16 protein-coding genes are annotated in these 21,055 nt (G+C 36.5%); 4 read left to right on the forward strand and 12 right to left on the reverse strand.

Translation table 11 applies throughout. The features are described 5' to 3' along the window. The first annotated feature begins 37 nt into the window (after window positions 1-37). On the forward strand, window positions 38-802 hold the full coding sequence (locus DRF57_RS17380; protein ID WP_047491265.1) for a hypothetical protein: 765 nt from the start codon (window positions 38-40) through the stop codon (window positions 800-802). Window positions 803-1,029: 227 nt separating this feature from the next. Further along, on the forward strand, window positions 1,030-1,782 hold the full coding sequence (locus DRF57_RS17385; protein WP_115919869.1) for a nuclear transport factor 2 family protein: 753 nt from the start codon (window positions 1,030-1,032) through the stop codon (window positions 1,780-1,782). A gap of 117 nt (window positions 1,783-1,899) precedes the next feature. Here the strand turns inward: DRF57_RS17385 and DRF57_RS17390 are convergent, their stop codons facing one another. From DRF57_RS17390 to DRF57_RS17405, 4 genes are all read right to left on the reverse strand, one after another. Then, the gene (locus DRF57_RS17390; RefSeq protein WP_047491127.1) at window positions 1,900-5,088 is read right to left on the reverse strand and encodes an efflux RND transporter permease subunit; all 3,189 of its coding nucleotides are present in this window, start codon (window positions 5,086-5,088) and stop codon (window positions 1,900-1,902) included. Window positions 5,089-5,094: 6 nt separating this feature from the next. After that, window positions 5,095-6,156, reverse strand: a complete 1,062-nt coding sequence (locus DRF57_RS17395) for an efflux RND transporter periplasmic adaptor subunit (RefSeq protein ID WP_047491129.1) — start codon at window positions 6,154-6,156, stop codon at window positions 5,095-5,097. Between the two features lie 5 nt (window positions 6,157-6,161). Beyond that, window positions 6,162-7,514, reverse strand: a complete 1,353-nt coding sequence (locus DRF57_RS17400) for a TolC family protein (protein WP_115919871.1) — start codon at window positions 7,512-7,514, stop codon at window positions 6,162-6,164. A gap of 81 nt (window positions 7,515-7,595) precedes the next feature. Further along, window positions 7,596-8,189, reverse strand: a complete 594-nt coding sequence (locus DRF57_RS17405) for a TetR/AcrR family transcriptional regulator (protein ID WP_047491133.1) — start codon at window positions 8,187-8,189, stop codon at window positions 7,596-7,598. A gap of 186 nt (window positions 8,190-8,375) precedes the next feature. Here DRF57_RS17405 and DRF57_RS17410 point away from each other — a divergent pair, with 186 nt between their 5' ends. Continuing rightward, window positions 8,376-12,278, forward strand: a complete 3,903-nt coding sequence (locus DRF57_RS17410) for a DUF7948 domain-containing protein (RefSeq protein ID WP_115919873.1) — start codon at window positions 8,376-8,378, stop codon at window positions 12,276-12,278. Between the two features lie 34 nt (window positions 12,279-12,312). Here the strand turns inward: DRF57_RS17410 and DRF57_RS17415 are convergent, their stop codons facing one another. Next, on the reverse strand, window positions 12,313-13,137 hold the full coding sequence (locus tag DRF57_RS17415; RefSeq protein ID WP_047491138.1) for a CvfB family protein: 825 nt from the start codon (window positions 13,135-13,137) through the stop codon (window positions 12,313-12,315). Window positions 13,138-13,266: 129 nt separating this feature from the next. Here DRF57_RS17415 and DRF57_RS17420 point away from each other — a divergent pair, with 129 nt between their 5' ends. Continuing rightward, complete coding sequence (locus DRF57_RS17420; protein WP_115919875.1) at window positions 13,267-13,713, forward strand: hypothetical protein; 447 nt, start codon at window positions 13,267-13,269, stop codon at window positions 13,711-13,713. Window positions 13,714-13,829: 116 nt separating this feature from the next. Here DRF57_RS17420 and DRF57_RS17425 read toward each other — a convergent pair whose 3' ends face one another. The 7 genes from DRF57_RS17425 to recQ form a co-directional block, all read right to left on the reverse strand. Beyond that, window positions 13,830-14,669: a DUF4476 domain-containing protein gene (locus DRF57_RS17425; RefSeq protein WP_047491143.1), complete on the reverse strand. Its 840-nt coding sequence runs from the start codon at window positions 14,667-14,669 to the stop codon at window positions 13,830-13,832. 104 nt (window positions 14,670-14,773) lie between these two features. Further along, window positions 14,774-16,177: a dihydrolipoyl dehydrogenase gene (lpdA, locus tag DRF57_RS17430; protein ID WP_047491146.1), complete on the reverse strand. Its 1,404-nt coding sequence runs from the start codon at window positions 16,175-16,177 to the stop codon at window positions 14,774-14,776. 130 nt (window positions 16,178-16,307) lie between these two features. Next, on the reverse strand, window positions 16,308-16,694 hold the full coding sequence (locus DRF57_RS17435) for a cupin domain-containing protein (RefSeq protein ID WP_081989087.1): 387 nt from the start codon (window positions 16,692-16,694) through the stop codon (window positions 16,308-16,310). A 48-nt stretch (window positions 16,695-16,742) separates the two neighbouring features. Next, window positions 16,743-17,093 (reverse strand): hypothetical protein, encoded by a 351-nt coding sequence (locus DRF57_RS17440; RefSeq protein ID WP_115919877.1) that lies wholly within the window; start codon window positions 17,091-17,093, stop codon window positions 16,743-16,745. Window positions 17,094-17,171: 78 nt separating this feature from the next. Continuing rightward, window positions 17,172-18,254 (reverse strand): glycosyltransferase, encoded by a 1,083-nt coding sequence (locus tag DRF57_RS17445; RefSeq protein WP_047491153.1) that lies wholly within the window; start codon window positions 18,252-18,254, stop codon window positions 17,172-17,174. Window positions 18,255-18,264: 10 nt separating this feature from the next. Continuing rightward, window positions 18,265-18,801 carry a YdbT family protein gene (locus DRF57_RS17450; protein WP_123863344.1) on the reverse strand — a complete coding sequence of 179 codons (537 nt, stop codon included), beginning with the start codon at window positions 18,799-18,801 and terminating at the stop codon, window positions 18,265-18,267. A gap of 10 nt (window positions 18,802-18,811) precedes the next feature. After that, window positions 18,812-21,016 (reverse strand): DNA helicase RecQ, encoded by a 2,205-nt coding sequence (recQ, locus tag DRF57_RS17455; protein ID WP_047491159.1) that lies wholly within the window; start codon window positions 21,014-21,016, stop codon window positions 18,812-18,814. Window positions 21,017-21,055 lie beyond the last annotated feature (39 nt).

The raw sequence follows: 21,055 nt of genomic DNA on the forward strand, positions 1-21,055 counted from the left end.
AAATTCAGAAAATTCAGATTCTTCAACAACTATGTACATGAAAAAAATGATGATCGGGCTTTGTTCAGCCCTATCGGTTATTGTTTTGGGACAAAAAAAGCCCTCAAAAGTAAGTAATCTTACCGCTTACAGTTATCAGACATTCAATTGTGACAACAAAGGATATTTTGATGCTGCCAAATATGAAAAAGAAGAAATAGACGGCGTTAATAAACTGCTATATAAATTCAATGGGGTTCATTTTGATACGAATCCTATTTTTAAGCTTTCCAGCCTTGAAGAGGTTCGCAAAAATAAAGAGGCTCACTTAGAAAACCTCGAAAAACAATATCAGGAAAAAAAAGAAGAACTTTATAGTCTTAAAGTGATCGATTTACCGGTTTGGAAAAACCTGTATGAGAATGCTATTCAGACTTTTGAAAATGAGTATGAATTAAACAAGGAAGAGATTATGGCTTTTTCTGATCCTTCGACCCTCAAAAACAGTAAATTTTATAATACCTGTAAAGAGCCTATAGATGCTATATCTTCTCCGGATCGGGAAAAAATGTTTGAGGCCTGGAAAAACTTTACGGAATTAAAAAGCAAAAACAACGCAGACCCTAAAGGCGTGATGGCCAGATTTGATCTAAAAATGAATGATCCTCAAAAAGAAGATTACGCCTTGATTGATCTGATCGGCCTTAGTTTTCACAACTGTGCCAACAGTAGTTTCAGACAAAAGCGTGAAGATGAAGGAACCGTTTACAAAGATTTTGATAAGATTTTCATGAAGCTGAAAAAAAACTGTGAAGAATTGTAAGATCTGTTTTTATTGAAAAATTGAAGAATTTAAAAATATCATGCAGCACCTGATTGGGTGCTGTTTTTTTTGTTTAGGAACGATGTAGATATTGTCATAGCATTTCCACTCTTCTCCAATCTGCAGAATATTGAGGTTGAAAATCAGGTCTTTAAACTTCTGATTATTTTATCTCTACTTAGTTCTATCTTTTTGTATCTTCAATTCTTAATTAAAAAACATAAAAAATGAAAAACAAACAAAAAGCAATCGAACTCTTAAATGGTATTGAAACACGGGTACCTCTTGATCATATCAATGAAGAGAAGTACATACAACACAATCTGAATATTGGCGAAGGACATGCAGGCTTAGAAGCCCTGTTTTCGCAGCTTCCAAAAGGCTCTACCAAGGTAAATATCATAAGGGCTTTTGAGGATGGTGACTATGCCTTCTGTCATGTAGATTACAACTTTTTCGGCCCCAAAATAGGATTTGATATTTTCCGTTTCGAAGAAGGAAAAGCAGTGGAACATTGGGATAACCTTCAGGAGACATCCGGCCCAAATCCAAGCGGTCATACCATGACAGACGGTACAACAACGATTACAGACCCAGACAAAACGGAGGCTAACAAAGTATTGGCACGAAGCTTTGTAGAGGATATTCTGGTCAACGGAAAAATGGACAAGTTAACCCATTATATTGATGGTGAAAACTATACCCAACACAATCCACAAATAGGTGATGGTCTGTCTGGCCTGGGGAAAGCTTTGGAATATATGGCTTCTCAGGGTATTACGATGCAATATGACACCATCCATTTAGTATTGGGAGAAGGTAATTTCGTACTCACTGCAAGCGAAGGTAAATTTGGCGGAAAGCACACCTCTTTTTATGATTTATTCCGCATTGAAAACGGAAAAATTGTCGAACATTGGGATACCATAGAAGAAATTCCGGCAAAGGAAAACTGGAAAAATAACAATGGAAAATTTTAACCGAAAAACTTTTACAGTCAGGCTCCTCATAAGTTTAAACAATCTTACTATTTATAAAAATCAAAAAGCGTATCAAAAAAATGATACGCTTTTTGGGTTAATTAAAGGTTGTTATTTTTAGTCTACGTGTTTCGGAGTAAATCCGTCTTCACTTAGTTCTTTATGTACATAATCAGCTTTCATTTCAGCTTCGTAGTCTACTTTTTCATGTTTACCCATTCTTCTTAGAATTGAATCAAATAATGAATAAACTACCGGCACAATGATCAGCGTCAGGAATAGAGATGATGTCAAACCACCAATAATAACCCATGCCAATCCGTTGTTCATCTCCGCTCCTGCTCCTTTTGCAATCGCAATCGGGATCATACCGAAAATCATCGCAATTGTTGTCATCAGGATCGGACGAAGACGTGCGTGGTTCGCCTGAATCAAAGCATCATGAGTACTGGCTCCTGCTTCTTTTCTCATATTCGCAAAGTCGACAATCATAATCGCATTCTTCGCTACCAAACCAATCAACATGATCATCCCCAGCATCGTAAAGATGTTTAATGAATTTGCGGTGATAGCAAGGATAACCATTACCCCGATCAATGCCAGAGGAATAGAGAATAATACTACAAACGGATATACGAATGAATCATACAATGAAACCATTACCAGGTAAACCAATACGATAGCGGCCATCAATGCAATTCCTAAGGTACCGAAACCTTCGGTCTGGTTTTCCATATCACCACTCCAGATGTAGCTTACTCCCGCCGGTTTTGTTTTTTCGTTATCCATAAACTGAGCAGCCCATTCGTTAGCAACATCTCCTACAGGACGACCTACCACTTTAGATTTTACCTTTACAGAAGGTGCTTTATCTCTACGTTCCAATAAACTCGGTCCTGAACCCATTTTCACTTCTGCAAACTGACTTAGTCTGATCTGCTCACCCTGAGGGTTTGTAAACATCAGGTTTCTTACATCATCAATGGATTGTCTGTTGGCATCACCAAAACGGATATTGATGTCATATTCATATTCTCCGGCTCTGAATTTTCCGTCTGTATTTCCACTGAATGCAGTCTGCATCGTTTGTCCTACACTGGAAAGGTTTAAGCCTAAAGATGCCATTTTATCTCTGTCGATATTCACCTGAACTTCCGGATTTCCAGAGTCAGTCGATAATTCTGCATCTACGGAACCAGGAACTTTTTTAAGCAACTCTAGAATTCTGTTAGCTTCTTTATTGGCTGTTTCGTTATCCTGAGCCGTTACCACCATTTCAATCGGTGCATTATCTGCTCCCATTAATCCAATTGGTGCCGTTTTAAATTCAACTCCTGTGAATTTTTCTTCCAATGCTCTCTTGATTCTTGCAGATTTTATATCTGTGCTTTCATTACGCTCAGATTTATCGACCAGAATCACCTGGATCTCTGACTGATATAAAGTAGCCTGCGCACCACCAAATCCTGATGACTGCTGACCAACCGTGGTGATCATGTCTACAACATCTTTATCATTTCTAAGATATCTTTCAACCTCCAATGTCAGCTGATTGGTTTTTTCTACAGAAGCATCTTTAGGTAATTCCATCTGAACAAGGAACTGTCCTCTGTCCATTTTAGGGAAGAATTCACCACCGATAAATCCGAAAGCGACCAGCATGAATGAAGAAATCAGGATAATGAAGGTTACGACTACTGTCATAATTCTTCTTAATGTTGTTTTTAAAGCCCACTCCAGAATTCCTGTGATCCAGTGAGTGAATTTTTCCAATTGCTTTTCAAACCAAAGGATAAATTTCTCAAAAGGATTTTTACCTGTCAAATGTACCAGTTTACCATATCTTGAAGATAACCAAGGAATGATGGTAAATGAAGCTAATAAGGAGAATAATGTCGCAATAACCACCGTGACGCAGAACTGCGCCAGGATATCAGATACCAATCCTGAACTCATCGCGATCGGTAAGAATACCACCACGATTACCAGGGTGATAGCTGTTACGGTAAATCCAATCTCCGAAGCTCCGTCATAGGCTGCACGAATTCTGCTTTTCCCCATCTCCATGTGACGGTAAACGTTCTCCAAAACTACAATGGCATCATCCACAAGGATACCAACAACCAGTGAAAGTCCTAATAAACTCATCAGGTTTAAGGTATAGCCCATCAGATACATCCCAATTACTGTTGCAATCAATGACATCGGAATAGAAACCATTACGATAAATGCATTTCTGATGTTATGAAGGAACAATAACATTACTACTGCTACCAGGATAATCGCTAAGAATAAATCGAAAATTACATGGTCCGCAGCTTCAAGTGTAAAGTCTGTTGTATCATCTACAATGTTTATTTTAATTGCCTGAGTTTTATAATTCTTCTGAACATCGGCAATTGTTTTCTTCACTAATTCTGAAACTGAAACCGCATTGGCATCAGATTGCTTTTTAACCTGAAGTAAAATCGTAGAATTCTGATTGTATCTTGCAACTTTCTCCACATCTTTCTGTGTATCGAAAACTGTTGCAATATCAGATAAACGAACCTGAGCCCCATTTTTATTGGAAACGACAAGGTTATTCATCTCATCTACACTTTTATATTTTCCGGAAAGTCTGATCGTAGATCTTGAAGTTCTCGTCTTCAAAGCTCCCGTCGGGAAATCCAGGTTTGAGGAAAGAATCGCCTGCTGTACGTCTGCGATGGCAATCCCATATCCCTGCATTTTCTTTTCATCTAAGTTTACCTGAATCTCTCTCTCCTGCCCTCCTACAAGATCAACCTGAGCCACACCGTTTACACGGGAGAAAATAGGTTCTATTTTTTTATCTAAAAGGTCATAAAGATCTTTATTATTCAGTTTATCACTGGAAATACTCAATGTCATGATCGGGAGATCATCCAATGAGAATTTCTGCAAAGAAGGTGGATCTGCATCGTCCGGAAGATCTGCTAAAATAGCATTAACCTTTCTCTGTGCATCATTCAAAGCATAGTTTACATCGGCACCGGTATTCAGCTGAACCATAATAACCGATAAACTTTCATAAGATGAAGATTCTACTTTTTTTACATTTTCCAGGGAACCCACGGCATCTTCAATTTTCCGGGTTACCGAAGTTTCCACCTCAGCAGGCGAAGCTCCGGGATATACCGTAGAAATGGTTACCATATTGGTTTCAAACTTTGGAATCAACTCGTACCCCATCATGGAGTAACTTAATAAACCACCCAACGTAAGTATCGTAAACAATACGATAACAAGGGATGGCCTTTTAATGGATATTTCTGCTAACTTCATCTTCTGTTACTTTACGATATTGATTTTCGCACCATTATCAAGGTTGATCTGTCCACTGGTCACTACCTGTTCACCACCGTTCAGTCCGCTTAAGATCTGAACTTTATCACCGTACACTTTTCCTGTTTGTACTTTGATCAGTTTAGCAATACCATTGTTTACGATAAATAATTGCCCTGAACTTACTCCGTTTACGAAAGCTTCTGCAGGAACGGTAAGCATATTCTGAGTTTCAGCACCGTGATTGGTTTTAAATAAAGCGGTTGCATACATCCCTGCTTTTAAGTTTCCTCTGTTCTGAACTTCAATTTCAACAGGGAAATTTAAAGATGCATCACTTTTAGGAGCAATGAAGGTAATTCTACCGCTGAAAGAATCTTCAGGTAAAACATTGACATTAATAGGAACTTCCTGTCCCAGTGCAATTCTTCCTACCTGACTTTCATCTACCAATACAGAAAGTTTAAGACTGTTGATATTAACGATTTCAAACATAGAAGTCCCTACAGAAACCACTGTTCCAGGCTCAACCATCTTTTTATTGATCGTTCCGCTGATTCCTGCACGAATGCTGGTATCATTTACTCTTACTCCCTGAGCTTTAACGGCAGCCTGCATGTTTTTCAGCTGTAGTCTTGAGTTATCCAGCTGCTGTTTTGTAACACCACCGGTTTTATATGCGTTTTCGTAACGTTGGTTGTCAATAATTGCATTTTGCAAATTATTCTGAGCTTGTGTTACATCAACTTCAATGGCATCTCTTTTAATAGTTGCCAACGTCTGACCTGCAGAAACTCTGGAACCTTCCTTTACCAAAACACTAACGATACGCCCTGCAATTTCTGAAGACTGATTCATTTCCTGTTTAGGAATAAATGTTCCGTTGGCTGAGTAATCGGTATTGATATTTTCTCTAGAAACCGTTACAACATTCACGTTGATCTTATCAACCTGCTTAGCAACTTCTTTAACCTCTTTTGTCTGTTTCTCTTTGTTACCTGCAATCTTATAGGCTGCCAAACCTACAAGTACAGCTGCTACGATGATATATATTAAAGTTTTTTTCATTTTAGTTATGGGTTTTGTAGTGTGTTTAATTCTCCTTTAGCTTTAATTAATTTGATCTCAGCTTGCTTATAGTCTAATAATGCGTTTGAATAATTCTGTTTTGCCTGAGTCAAAGCATTCTCAGAATCTAAAACTTCTGTAAGTGTTGCCAAACCATTCTGATAATTAGACTGAGTATTTTTCTGTACTCTTTCCGCAAGGCCTACATTGTCTTTCATACTTTGGATATTAATGATAGAGTTTTCCATATTGGAAATCGCATTTTTATAATCCAAGTTCAAAGTCAACTGTGTATTTTGAATATCCAAATCCAAATCCTGAATATCAATTTCAGCTTGCTGAATCTTAGCTTTTGTAGACCCTCCTGTAAAGATCGGAACATTAATATTTAGCCCTATTGCTGAATAATCACTCCAAAGTACCCCATTACTCAAACCATTGGTAAGAGGAAATTTCTTTCCTGTTGCCGCCCATGCATAATTGGCCTGCAGGCTTACAGTAGGGTAAAGATAGGCTTCCGTTGCTTTTTTGTTGAACACAAGAAGCTCCCTGTTTTTATTCTTCACTTGCATCTCCAAGCGGTTATTCAGATCCACGTTGCTGACGATTAGCTCAGGTTTCGGTTCAATAGTCTTTTCTTCAAGCTCTATACTGGAATCAATGGGAACTCCCATGTAAAACTTCAGAGCATTTTTTGAAAGCTCAACTGAATTGATAAGTTGCTGTCTGTTTGATCCAATATTAGTCAGCTGTACGTTTGTACGATCTAAATCAATGGCTTTTGCCAATCCGTTATCAACTAGACTCTTGATAACATTTCTTGTTTTTTCTGTATTGGTGTAGCTTACCTCCACAGTCTTAAGGTTTTCTTCCTGTACAAACACCTGATAATAAGCAGTGGCTACATTTTCAATAATCTGTTCATTGGTCAACTGAGCATTCAGGATATAAAACTCTCTTGTTGATTTTGCAGCCTTAAGGCCAGTAAAGACTCTCTGATCAAATATAGCCTGCTGAACATTTACCCCTGCATTGGTGCTCCAAGGCTGTCCCAACTGAGCGGTTATTCTTTGTCCACCAAACTCCAGTAATGACTGCTGAATAATTGGATTATAAGTTAAGCCTGCCGTACCGGTTACCTGAGGTAAAGCTCCTGCTCTGGCTTCATCTATTTTATATTCAGCTTTTTTGATCTGTAAGGCCGCTTTTTTGGCTTCTGCCTTATTTTGAAGAGCCTGCTTAATGGCTTCCTGTAAAGAAACCTGCTGTTGTGCAGACACCGATGAAAAGCCGAAAATCATAAATGCTGCAGCTATCCCAATTTTTAGCTTTTGCGCAGTTATACGTTTTCTTTTCATAATTTTATACTTCGTTTATTTTTTTATGTAGTTTAATGTTGTTATTTTATTTCTATATGACGAACGCCGTTCTGAAATACTTTAATTTTTAAATAACATATTGATAATAATCTCTTTCCGTTCTGAAATAATCTTATCGTATTCATCATCACTAATCATCAGATTCTCCATAAACAGAGGTCTTATAGCACTTGGAAAAACCAATAACGAAACCATATTCAGAATAAACTGAACGGGTGACATTTTCTCAATATTTCCCAATTCCATTTCTTTTTCAATATCGCGGTACATCTGGTCCAGGATATCTTCTTCAATTTCTCTTTGATGACAGCTTCCTTTATTGATCTGTGAAACAATATAAGTTTCCAGATAAGGATACTGAAGGCTTGTAGCAAGGCTGCTTTCTATAAACTCACTCATTTTCTCCTTAAAAGGAAGATTTGAGGTCTGGATAATCTTAGATTTCTCCTGTTCCACTTTTTGTGCTTCATCGAAAATAATCTGAATCAGGTTATCTCTTGAGCGGAAATAGTAGTTTATCAGTGTTCTGTTCACTCCGGCTGCATCAGCAATTTCCTGCGTTGTAGCATCAAATTTTCCTTTCACAAAGAATAAATTCTTCGCCGTCTCCTTGATCAATTCCTGTGTTTGGTCTTTTTTTGCTTGATTTGACATTTTTGTTAAACAAATTTGTGCAAAATTAAACAAATTTTGTTTTTGACAAAATTGTTAAACAAAAATATTAAACAAAATTGTTATGATTTACATCATATTTTTCATATAATTCAACACCATGTGTTATTTAATATTTGATGAGAGGGGCATTTTTATATCTTTGCCGCAAAAAAAATTAATACCCTGATGCGAAAAATTTTATTGATGTTCATGGTTCTCCACTGTGTGTTTTATTATTCTCAAAACAAACCTAAGAACGATTACTATTTCTACGAAAATAAAGGACAAATTGTTGACCAAGAAGGAAAGGCAAATCCCAGCGTAAAATACTTATATCATTCTTCCGGATTAAATGTACAGCTACGAACTAATGGCTTCTCATATGACATCTACGAAATAAAAAAGACATTGAATCTAAATTCCTCAAAATTTATTAAGAATGCGGTTTCTGATTCAAAGCCCTACTATGAAGATGAGTTTAATTATCAGCAGCTTTTCCATAGAATTGATATTCAGTTAGTCAATTCCAATAAAAACACATCAGTTATAGCAGAAGGAAAATCTCTGGATTATGACAATTACTATAACCTTTCTGAAAAGCCTGAGGGGGTTACCAATATTCACCGTTATCAAAAACTTATATACAAAGAAATATATCCTCATATTGATCTGGTATTCTTCAAACCAAAGGATACCCTAAAACCCATTGAATATAATTTTATCATTAACCCAGGTGGAAAGATCTCGGATATTAAAATGAAAATTAATGGTGCCTCTGCATCCATCAAAGACAATAAACTTTTAATGAATGTCCGTTTTGGAGAGATTCATGAAAATATACCCAACAGCTGGATTGAAGGAGAAAACAGACAAAGTTTAAATGTTTATTTTAAAGATTTGGGCGATCAGACTTTTGGGTTTAGCTCTCCAATAGAAATTTCAAACAAAACAGTAATAATTGACCCTGTTCCCATAAGAGTTTGGGGAAGTTATGCAGGGGGCTATGGCGAAGAAGGCGGAAGGATTAAAACAGACATCGATAATAAAGGCTATCTTTTGGGAGGTACAACCAGCAATACCAATATGGCTACTTCAGGTGCATATCAGCAAAATATCAATGCTTACAGTGATGGTTTTTTAATGAAATTAACTAAAGACGGACAAAGGCTTTGGGGAACATATTATGGCTTTTCAGGAAATGATGCACTTATGGATGTAACTTTTGATGAAAATAATAATATTTATGCTGGAGGTTTTATAGAGCGCTTACAATCAAACAGGGACGTTGTTCTGGTAAAATTTGACACCAATGGTAATTTACTTTTCCAGAAAGATTTTATCGGAAGCTATTATGATAATATCGGGGGTGTCTCATATAACCAAAATCGTGTTTATATTGGAGGAGAAACTATGAGCGCAAATTTTCCGGTCCTTAATGCCACACAAAATAGTAAAGCAAGTCCTCCAGGGTACTTTGATGCTTTTTTAGCTTCGGTTGATTCTTCCACCGGGAACACAGAATTGTCAACTTTCTTTGGGGCTTCCGATCATTCAACATCTATTTTTAAAATATTTTCTTCTGTTGATGATTTAGAAGTCATAGGGGCTACCCAAGCTCAGAACATACTAATGATTAATCCATTTCAGTCTACAAATTCGGGAATAACTGATGGCTTATACTTAAAGTTTTCAAAAACAGGAAATCTATTAAGATCAAGCTATTACGGCCTTAGCGGACAAGATATTATACGTGAGGCAAGAATAATCAACAACACATTGATATTGGCTGGTGAATTTTTCGACAACAATATTCCGAGTAAAAACGCAGGAGTATGGAAAGTAAACTTAAGTACCAATGCAATAGAGAAAACTTATTTCCCTTTTCACTATACTATGGGACTTTCAGCATATATTGACATTCTGGGAAATATTTTTTACAGTGGATTATCAGATGTAGGACAAACAGACATTGCTACACCAAATGCTTACATGACTTCAACCGGCCCTTATATTAAAACATTTATGATTAAGTATAATCCCAGTAATATAAAAGAATGGGGTACTTTTTATGGAGGGAATGGAGGAACACAATTAGGTGAAATCACAAAGGATAATGAAGGTTTCATTTATTTCACCGGTATGTCTAGCAACAATACAACAGGTATAGCAACACCAGGAACATTCCAACAACAGGGGTCACATCCTTCAAATGATATGTTTATTGCCAAGTTTCAGGACTGTACCTCAGCTGCAGTGATCACTTCCAATTCTCCGGTTTGTATTAATTCAACACTCCAACTGAATGCTACCGGAGGAACAACATACAGCTGGACAGGGCCCAATGGTTTTACTTCTTCTTTACAAAACCCAACCATCAACAATGCAACAGCAGCTAATTCCGGCACCTACATATGTCAGGTTTCCGGATCCGGAGGCTGTGACGGAAGTTTCTCCGTAAACGTTGTGGTAGGTGATCATGCCGCTCCGGTTCCGAATGCTGTCAATCTAACAGATATTACAGGCGATTGCCATACAACGGTTACTAACTTTCCAACTGCTACGGATAACTGTGCAGGGGTAATTACTGCAACCACCACAGACCCTCTGTCATATTCAACTCCAGGGAACTATATCATTCATTGGACGTATAATGATGGAAACGGAAATACAGCCACTCAAAACCAAAATGTAACTATAACATCACCTGCCCTTCCCACTGCAGCAAACTTAATACAAACCTTCTGTGCCACAAACAATCCAAAAATTTCAGATATCCAGATCACAGGTCAGAATATAAAATGGTATGATGCTGCAGGAAATCTGTTAGCGGCTACAACGCCTCTTCTCAATGGCCAGACTTACCATGCTTCTCAAACTATCAACGGTTGTGAAAGCAATACAATTGCTGTTCAGGTGACGGTCAATACCACTCCTAAGCCGACAGCCAATATTGACCAGGATTTCTGTGCTTCCGCTAATCCCACGATAGCTAACCTTGCCGTAACCGGAACATCTCTGGTGTTTTACAATGCCTCAGGAACGGTATTACCCGCTACCACTCCTCTTGTACATGGACAAACCTATTATGTAACGCAGACATCAAACAGCTGTGAATCTGAGAAACTGGCTGTTTCTGTAACCCTTTCTATCAATAATATTCCAGCCAAAGATTATACTCCGCTACTGTGTAATACGACAACTGGAAACACAATGACAGTAGATCTACATTCTTTTGAAAGTAATATCATTACGAATCCGGGCGCTTATATATTTACTTACACAGATATGAGTGGAAATGTCATTACTAATCCTTCAGCTTATGTTGTAAACAATGGATCAACCTTAGTTCATGTAAAAGTTGCCACAACTGACGGATGCTTTACAATAGTCAGGCTGAATATTACGGTCAATCCAAAACCTTTCATCAACCTTCCTGATCAGTTGGATTTCTGTGAAGGAAAATCTGTGACTTTAGATGCAGGACCCGGATTGCAGTATCTATGGAACACCGGTGCAACAACCCAGACCATTACCGTATCAACTCCGGGAACCTATTCTGTAAAAGTAACAAACAGTTTCGGCTGTGAAAATACAGATTCTGTGCAGATCAGCTATTCCGTATTAGCTCAGATTGTATCAGTAAACATTGTTAATAATACAGCAACGGTCATTCTTTCCCAAGCCGGAAATTATGAATACTCCTTAAACAATAGTACCTGGCAGGACTCCCATATTTTCACCAATTTAAATATCGGGGAATACACCGTCTATGTAAGAACAAAAGCAGGATGTATTATTGGCCAGAAAAACTTCTCTATATTCAACATTCCTAATGCCATCACTCCCAATGGTGACGGAACAAATGATACATGGAAAATAGCCGGATTAGAGAATTATCCGGGAACAGAAGTCAATTTATATGACAGAAAAGGATTGATGATCTTTAAGGAAACCATCAGTAAAAAACCTTTTCAATGGGATGGAAAATATAACTCCCAACCTATATCCACAGGAACCTACTGGTACACCATAAAAGTGTCTGATGGAAGAACCTACAGTGGATGGCTGCTGGTTAAAAACAGGGAATAACAAAAAAGAGCAGAAAATTCTGCTCTTTTATTTTTTATAGTAATTTGATCTTATCATCCAGGATATCAATAATCTTATCCTTATAAAGTCCTCCAATTGCTTTCTTAAAGTTCTTTTTACTCATCTGAAGCTCATCTTTGATCTCTTCAGGAGAAGATTTGTCCGAAACATGTAAAAGTCCGTAGTTCTCCTCCAATCTGTTCAGAATCTTTTGTTTGAATTCATCAACATTTTCAAAACCTTCGGGCTGCAGAGAAACATCAATTTTTCCATCTTCACGAATCGCTTTAATATAACCTGTTTCTTCAGACAAAGGATAAAGCTTTTTAAAAACATCGGAAACATAGATCAACCCGATATATTTTTTGTTGATCACCACATTCCAGCCAATCTCACTTTCATTCATCATAAGCAGGTCTACACTATCCCCTTTCTTGAATGGCAAATCCTGATACTGAGGGTTTCTCTTGAATTTTGTAGTTCCTGTAATCAAGTCCATATCTTCATCTACGTAGATATAAACCAGGTATCTTTTACCTTCTATAATTTTGGTTTTCTGCTGTTTGTAAGGAATAAACAAATCTTTGATGATTCCCCAGTCCATAAATGCTCCGCTAGGAAGACTCTGCACACAACTCATTACAGCAAACTCTCCCACTTCAGCCAATGGAATCTCAGTAGTTGCTTTCAATTTATCATCATCCTGATAAACAAAAACCTCTACCTCATCACCTATTTCTTTGTCTTCATTCGTGAAAATTTTTGGCAAAAAAGCCTTTTCACCGGATTCATCTGCTAAGATCCATCCTGAGTTATTTTTTTCTGAAATTTTTAAAGTTTGAGTTTTTCCGAGTTGCATTGATGATAAAATTAGCTGACAAAGGTACGGAAATTTGAAGATTTTACCCTACTTAATACTTTTAAGAATTATTTTATCTGTCGGATAGCTTTTAAAACCTGTACATTTGAATAAAAAATACCAGAAGACATGAAAAAGTATTTCGCTGTGGCATTTCTTATTTCGGTGATCACGATCAATGCTCAATTACTCGAAAAAACAGCTATTACGGTTGCCTATCGCTATACCGGAAGAAATGTTTTACAGACCGGCTTGGAATTCAGAATAGGTAATACTCATGGGAAATCTATTATTTTGGGCCCCTCCCTTCTGTATAGCCATATCAATCATGCAGATAAATTTATTCCGGAAGCCCATATTTATCTTTCCGATCAGGGAAAATTATTCGGACTATCTTCTAACCCCTATTCCATAGAACCCAGAATCGGTATTACACTGTTCAATATTATCTTTCTCAATACCGGATATGCATTTCCTATCCACAAAGAAAAATACTTTAAAGGGGTTACATTTGGGATACAGTTTAATATTGCGCCCAAACACGCTCAATTTTATGACCCAATAAAAATAATGTAATCTAAAATAGGGTGAGGCTAAACCCAAATACGTTTATTATTAAAATAGAAACAAGCATATTTCTGATTAAACAATCAACAATAAAAAAGAGATGAAAATCACCTCTTTTTTTATTGTTATAAATTCGTAACATACTCCATGAGTTCCCGTTTACTACTTTCAAAATCAAACGCATCGGATACCAGAAAGTATTTGTTTTTATCGGCACAATTCCGATACATAGATTTAGCCAAAGACAATTTATTTTTATCAAAACTGATCGACTTCACCAAATCTCTGATCTGTGCAGCGGTAAACATAGAATTTCGCATTTGCTGATTAATCATAGCTATTTTGCCATCATCAAATTTCTCATTTCTCTGCAACATTTCAAAAAACTGGCGGAAGGTTGTATTGTCCATTACATTACCAGCGTTATTCCAGTTTCCGGATTGATTTCCGTAAGGATTATTCCAGACATCATTCCAGTCATTAAAACCGTATTGCCCCTGAACAGGATAAGAATCCAGCAGATATAACCCTTCATTGGTAAAGAAATCCAGTACCATTCTGCTGTTATTCCGAAGCATCAAAGTAGTTCTGTACATTAAAAATCCATTTTCATAGATTGCAATCGGTATTCTTCCGGACTGTAAGTCAAAAAATCTATATTTCCCGGAACCATTGGCCATCATTTGATCACCAATTTCAACAGTGAAAAACCCCTGCTCAGGAATGCGCAAAAAGACCTCTGCATATCCGTAATTTTTATTCCATTGATACCCTGGATTTTTTATCTTGTTGTTTTGATTGGCTGTATTGTGATCAAAGGTTTTATTTCCTCTGCTTAGGCTATTAGGAGACTGCATTTCCGTTGTTGAAGCTTCATTCTTTAACAACTCCCCCGCTTTCCCCGCTTCCTGTGCCCATACGCTTATACCAGCCAGAAACATTAAACTTATAAAAATTTTCTTCATACTTTACTTTTCAAAATCAATCTCCATTTTTGTGCCAAAAAGAAAGAGAAGCAGATGCTTCTCTTTCTTTTCAATATTTAAATGATTAAATCTTTTTAATCGTACTATATGTGGATTGGTCTTTTTCCGGTAGCATCCAACGCTGCTTCTTTAATAGCTTCAGCATAAGTTGGGTGAGCATGAGAACTTCTTGCGATGTCTTCAGCACTTGCACGGAATTCCATAGCAATTACTCCTTCAGCAATAAGATCTGCAGCTCTCGCTCCAATGATATGCATTCCTAAAACCTCATCAGTTTTTTCATCTGCAATAATTTTCACAAGTCCATCAACATCACCACTTGCACGGCTTCTTCCTAATGCTCTCATTGGGAAAGAACCTACTTTATAAGCCACTCCTTCTTCTTTCAATTGCTCCTCAGTCTTACCTACTCCGGCAACTTCAGGCCAAGTATATACCACACCAGGAATCAGGTTATAATTGATATGTGGTTTTTGTCCTGCTAATATTTCAGCAACTAAAGTTCCTTCTTCACTCGCTTTGTGAGCAAGCATTGCCCCTTTGATCACATCACCGATTGCATAGATATTGGCAACATTTGTCTGTAAGTGATCATTTGTTTTTACTCTTCCTCTTTCATCAAGCTCTACTCCTGCTTTTTCAAGACCAAGGCCATCTGTATAAGGTTTTCTTCCTACAGAAACTAAACAGTAATCTCCTTCTACAACTACTTCTTCTCCCTTTTTATCTTTAGCTGTCACTTTTACAGTATCTCCGTTTCTTTCAACTGCAGAAACTGCTGTAGAAAGCATAAACTTCATACCCTGTTTTTTAAGAACTTTCGTCAATTCTTTACTTAAAGCACCGTCCATTCCAGGGATAATTTTATCCATGAATTCAACAACCGTTACCTGAGCACCTAATCTTAAGTATACAGAACCTAATTCAAGACCAATAACGCCTCCTCCAATTACGACAAGGTGCTTTGGAATTTCTTTAAGATTTAACGCTTCTGTAGAAGTAATCACTCTTTCTTTATCAAGAGAGATAAAAGGAAGTGAAGACGGCTTAGAACCCGTTGCAATAATTGTATATTTAGATTCTATTGTTTCAGAAGAACCATCATTTTTAGTTACTTTAATCTGAGTAGCAGATTCAAAACTTCCCAATCCTTCAAAAACAGTGATTTTGTTTTTGTCCATCAAAAAGTTGATCCCTTTAGTCGTTTGATCTACCACTTCATTTTTACGCTCAATGATTCTTGCAATATCTGCCTGTGGCTCATTGATGATAATTCCGTGGCTTGCAAAATTGTGTTTTGCATTTTCAAAATGTTCAGAGCTGTCAAGAAGTGCTTTTGACGGAATACATCCAACATTAAGACAAGTTCCGCCTAAAGTTGAATATTTTTCAATAATTGCTGTTTTGAAACCTAATTGTGCTGCACGGATCGCAGCTACATAACCTCCAGGACCAGAACCTATTACGGTAACATCGAATTGACTCATGTTATATTATGAATTTGTTTATTATTATCTATCTTAATTCTCACAAATTTACATATAAATTACTAAGCACCAAAGTGAGTTTTATCAATTTTAAAAATGATAATTATAAGCCTTAGTTTTATGAAAAGTGTTATTTTATGAATTTTATATTTTCCTCACTCCCTTCCTTCAAATAAATGGCGGTAAAGACAAGTGGTTTTTCTGCTGAAGCATTATCAAAATGGAGGATCTTCACATTTTTAGGTTCATAAAAAGCATCTCCTTCATGAAGTATCACTTTCTGTTGTCCTTCTATCTGAAAAACAGCCTCTCCTGAATTGATTATTCCTAAAACGGGACAGGGATGCAGATGCTCAGGAGCTCCTTGTCCTGCAGCCATTGTTATTTCCTGAATCTCTGTGGATTTAATTTGCTGATCAATAGCCGTTTTTAACAATTCTTTTCTGGAAATTGTCTTCTGCTGGGCTGTCATGACAACAGAATTCAGTATCAAAATAACGATTATAAATGGCTTCATAAATTTGATATTTAATTAGACTCCTTTTTACTTAAATCAGCATATATATTACAAACTCACATTCAGTTTTCCCTGTCCAAATGTACCGGTACTTTCAAAAAAAGAACCCCCATACACATACCAGTCAAGGTTTTCTAAAAATCCGACAGCATTTTCCGGACTTATTTGAGGACGGTCTTTTTTAGAAACAATCCCCTTGTACCATCTTTCAGATTGGGGAGCATTTTCAAATTCAATACAATAATGGATCCATATCCTCTGGCAAAGTTTACATTGCTGAACAGATACCTCAGCATTTCTTCCGTCTGTATGATCAATTCCTAATGCTGAGCTTCTATATTCTGTATAATTGGAAGTTGGCTTCTCGCAGGCACATCCTAATTTTTGGATTTTATTCATGAATGAAAAATGGGTTTTCAGATAAAATTTATAATTCCAAAAGTAAGAAATTAACAACCCATAAAGCAAATGCTGTCATTAACGTTTTACTAAATCCAGTAAAACCTTTTCATATTTATCTAAAATAATATTTTTTGAAAACCTGGATTTAATAGAGTTTCGTATAGCATCCCGATTATAATTACTCTGCATAACTCTTATAATCTGCTGTGCAAAGTTTTCATAGTTTTCTATATTAGATATTTCTCCATTCACATTATGCTGAATGATTTCGTTAATTCCTCCGGGGCAGTTATTCGCTAAAGAATAGGTTCCGCAAGCTCCTGCTTCCAATAAAACATTTGGAAAGCCTTCATATCGTGACGAAAGAATAAATAAATCTGCATATTTTAAAAACTGGTAGGGATTTTCCTGTCTGCCATGAAAAATTACATTTTTTAGTCCCAAAAACTCTTTCATCTGAAGCAAGACTTCTTTATCTTTTCCATCTCCTAAAATATGAAGCAGAATATGTTCATTTTTAAGCCTTGAAAAAACTTTCAAAAGGTTATCAAAGCCTTTTCTTGCTGATAAATTACCGATAGCCACTACATTTTTATAATTGTATTTAAAGCATTCAGGTTTAAGGGAAACGGATAATTTATCATCAATAAAATCGAAATCAACCGGATTATTTATTTTGACAATTTTCTTCTTTTTGATATTAAAATTATCCACCAGGTCTTTCATCATATCATCGCTTTGGGCAATGATTCTCTGATAATTATTGTAAAAATTATAGAAAAATTTTATTTCTTTTCTCGTAACATGCTGAGTGACCACATTCGTTTCCCTGGCAATGAATTTCGTCCTTGGAAAAAGCTTGATAAATAATGCTAAGTAAGCATTGACTTCCCCAAAACCGGAAAAAACAATATCGGGTTTTCTCCTGTAAATTTCTCCCAAAATAGGTTTCAGTGAATGTCTGATCCTCTCCGTATTAATATCGATGATTTCAACATCTTTTTTTAGAAAATTAAGATACCCGCCTTTCTTACGCAACAGCAAAATCTTCGGCTCAAACCGATCTCTGGAAAGATGATTCGCTATGGTGGTAACTATTCTTTCTGCGCCCCCGGTTTCTAGATCCGGCAGAATAAATATGACTGATATTTTTTTCATCACTGTAAAATTAGTAAAAAGTTTTGTTAACCTTCAAACCTAACTCCTCAAATAGAGGAATAATTTCGTCAATATGTTCAACACTCAGAAAAACATACTTATCTTCATTAAAATTCATCCCTCTTCTTTTGAACAAAGAAAAAGGTTCGTCATTTTTTCCAAAGATATTTTCCGGTTCTCCGAAGATAATGTTTCCAAAAAACCGACTATTCAATTCAACATTTACTTGTTCTATTTCTTCCAGTTTTTTATATTTCCAAATATCCTTACTGGATCTTTCAACTATGATTATTCTCTGATTGGTTATTAAATAACAATCATTTTTCAAATCAAAATATCTCAAAACCCATCTAAAAATAGTGAAATATAATCCTGCTCCAAACATTATCATAGCAAAAATGAACAAAAATGAATTCATAGTTGTAAGCAATAAAATGGAAATGGTTAAATAAAAAAATGAAAAAACAATCCTAATTTTCTCCGTCATATTAAAAAAGAAACTCTTCGTTGGAAGAATTTCTTTTAAAATTATTTCGTTTACATTCAAAATCATCATTTTAATTTGCTACATCACTGATAAATTTAATTCTCAGCATTCTCACTTCTTCATCAGAAAGTTCATCTCCAAATTCATCCAACAGCACCTTCATGCTGTCACTTTCAGAATCAGTCATGAATTCCATAAAGCCATCAACGATATCTTCATCAAAATTATCTTCAATATAGTAGTCAATATTCAATTTTGTTCCCTGATATACGATACTTTCCATTTCTTTCAGTAATTCGTTCATGGAAAGATTTTTTGCTCTTGCAATATCTTCAAGGTCAATTTTCTTATCGGTACTCTGGATAATAAATACTTTATGGCTCGATTTATTGGCGACCTGTTTCAGGACCATATCCTGGGTACGTTCAATATTATGGTCTTCTACATAGGTTTTGATAAAGTCGGCAAACTCTTTACCATATTTTTTGGCTTTTCCTTCTCCTACCCCATAGATCTTGGCTATTTCTTCTAGCGAGATAGGATACTGAACAGTCATATCCTCTAAACTGGGATCCATAAATACTGTATAAGGAGGAATCCCGTATTTTTTAGCTACTTTTTTTCTCAGTTCTTTTAATTGGCCAAACAGGTTTTGATCCAGTCCACCACCGGCTTGCTGCTGGATCTGATCACTCTCTGCTTTTGTTTGGCTAAGGTCAAATTCTCTGTCTTCCGCAATTAAAAATACATCTTTGGTTTTGCCAGCCAGAACATCTCTGCCTTTAGCCCCCATTTTTAAAACCCCATAGGTTTCAATATCTTTCTGTAAAAAATTCTGAACAGTAGCCTGTCTCAGAATTGTCTTCCAATAATTATCTTTTTCTTCTTTTCCGAAACCGAAATGTGAGCTTTGCTCCAGTTTGTAAGATTTTGTAACCGCCGTTTCTTTTCCTACTATTACAGAAATCAGATCTTTAGCTTTAAACTTCTCACCGGTATCACTGATCAGGGCCAGTACTCTTTCCAAATCATCAGTGGCATCTTTTAATTTTGGAGGATTCGAAGAGTTGTCACACATCTTCGCTCCATCTCCGTTTACAGGATCAAAACTTTCTCCAAAATAATAAAGGATATATTGTCTTCTGCTCATTGAAGTTTCGGCATAGCCTACCACTTCATTCAAAAGCTGTAAACCAATCTCCCTTTCGGAAACCGGTTTTTGTGCCAGAAATTTCTCCAGTTTTTCAATATCTTTTGGATCATAGAATGCCAGACAATGTCCTTCACCCCCATCTCTTCCTGCTCTTCCTGTTTCCTGATAATAGCTTTCCAGTGACTTTGGAAAATCATAGTGAATCACGAAACGTACATCCGGTTTGTCTATTCCCATCCCAAAGGCAATGGTAGCCACAATGACATCCACATCTTCCATCAGGAATTTATCCTGATTGGCAACCCTTATTTTCTGGTCAAGACCGGCATGATAAGGAAGTGCATTGATACCGTTAACTTGTAAAAGCTGGGCAAATTCTTCTACTTTTCTTCTGCTCAGACAGTATACAATTCCGGATTTCCCTTTGTGTTGGTTGATAAATTTTACGATTTCCCTATCTACATTGACTTTTGGACATACCTCATAATATAAATTAGGACGGTTAAAACTTTCCTTAAAGACCAAAGCATTGGTCATTCCTAATGTTTTTTGGATATCATCCTGAACTTTAGGAGTGGCAGTAGCTGTCAGTGCAATGACAGATACATCTGCGATCTTATCAATAATCTGTTTAAGATTTCTGTATTCAGGCCTGAAGTCGTGCCCCCATTCTGAAATACAGTGCGCTTCGTCAATAGCAAAGAAAGAAATTTTCACTTCTTTCAAAAACTCCAGGTAATCTTCTTTGATCAATGATTCCGGAGCAACATACAAAAGTTTGGTTTTTCCGCTTTTAATATCGTCAAAAACCTGTTTTGTCTGTGTTTTGTTTAATGATGAATTCAATACATGGGCTACTCCATCTTCCGAGGAAAGGCCGTTCACTGCATCTACCTGATTCTTCATTAACGCGATCAGGGGCGAAACGACTATTGCCGTGCCTTCGGAAATAAGTGCCGGAAGCTGATAACATAATGATTTTCCACCACCTGTAGGCATTAAAACAAATATATCCTTCCCTTCCAATAGGTTTTCTATGATTTGCTCCTGCTGACCCTTAAATGTAGAAAACCCAAAATACTTTTTCAATTCGCCTGATAAATTGGCTTTTTTTGCGCTCATCTAATTTTCTATTGCTAAATTTGCATATAACCCAAAGTT

The sequence above is a fragment of the Chryseobacterium rhizosphaerae genome, assembly GCF_003385455.1.
GTDB lineage: Bacteria > Bacteroidota > Bacteroidia > Flavobacteriales > Weeksellaceae > Chryseobacterium > Chryseobacterium rhizosphaerae.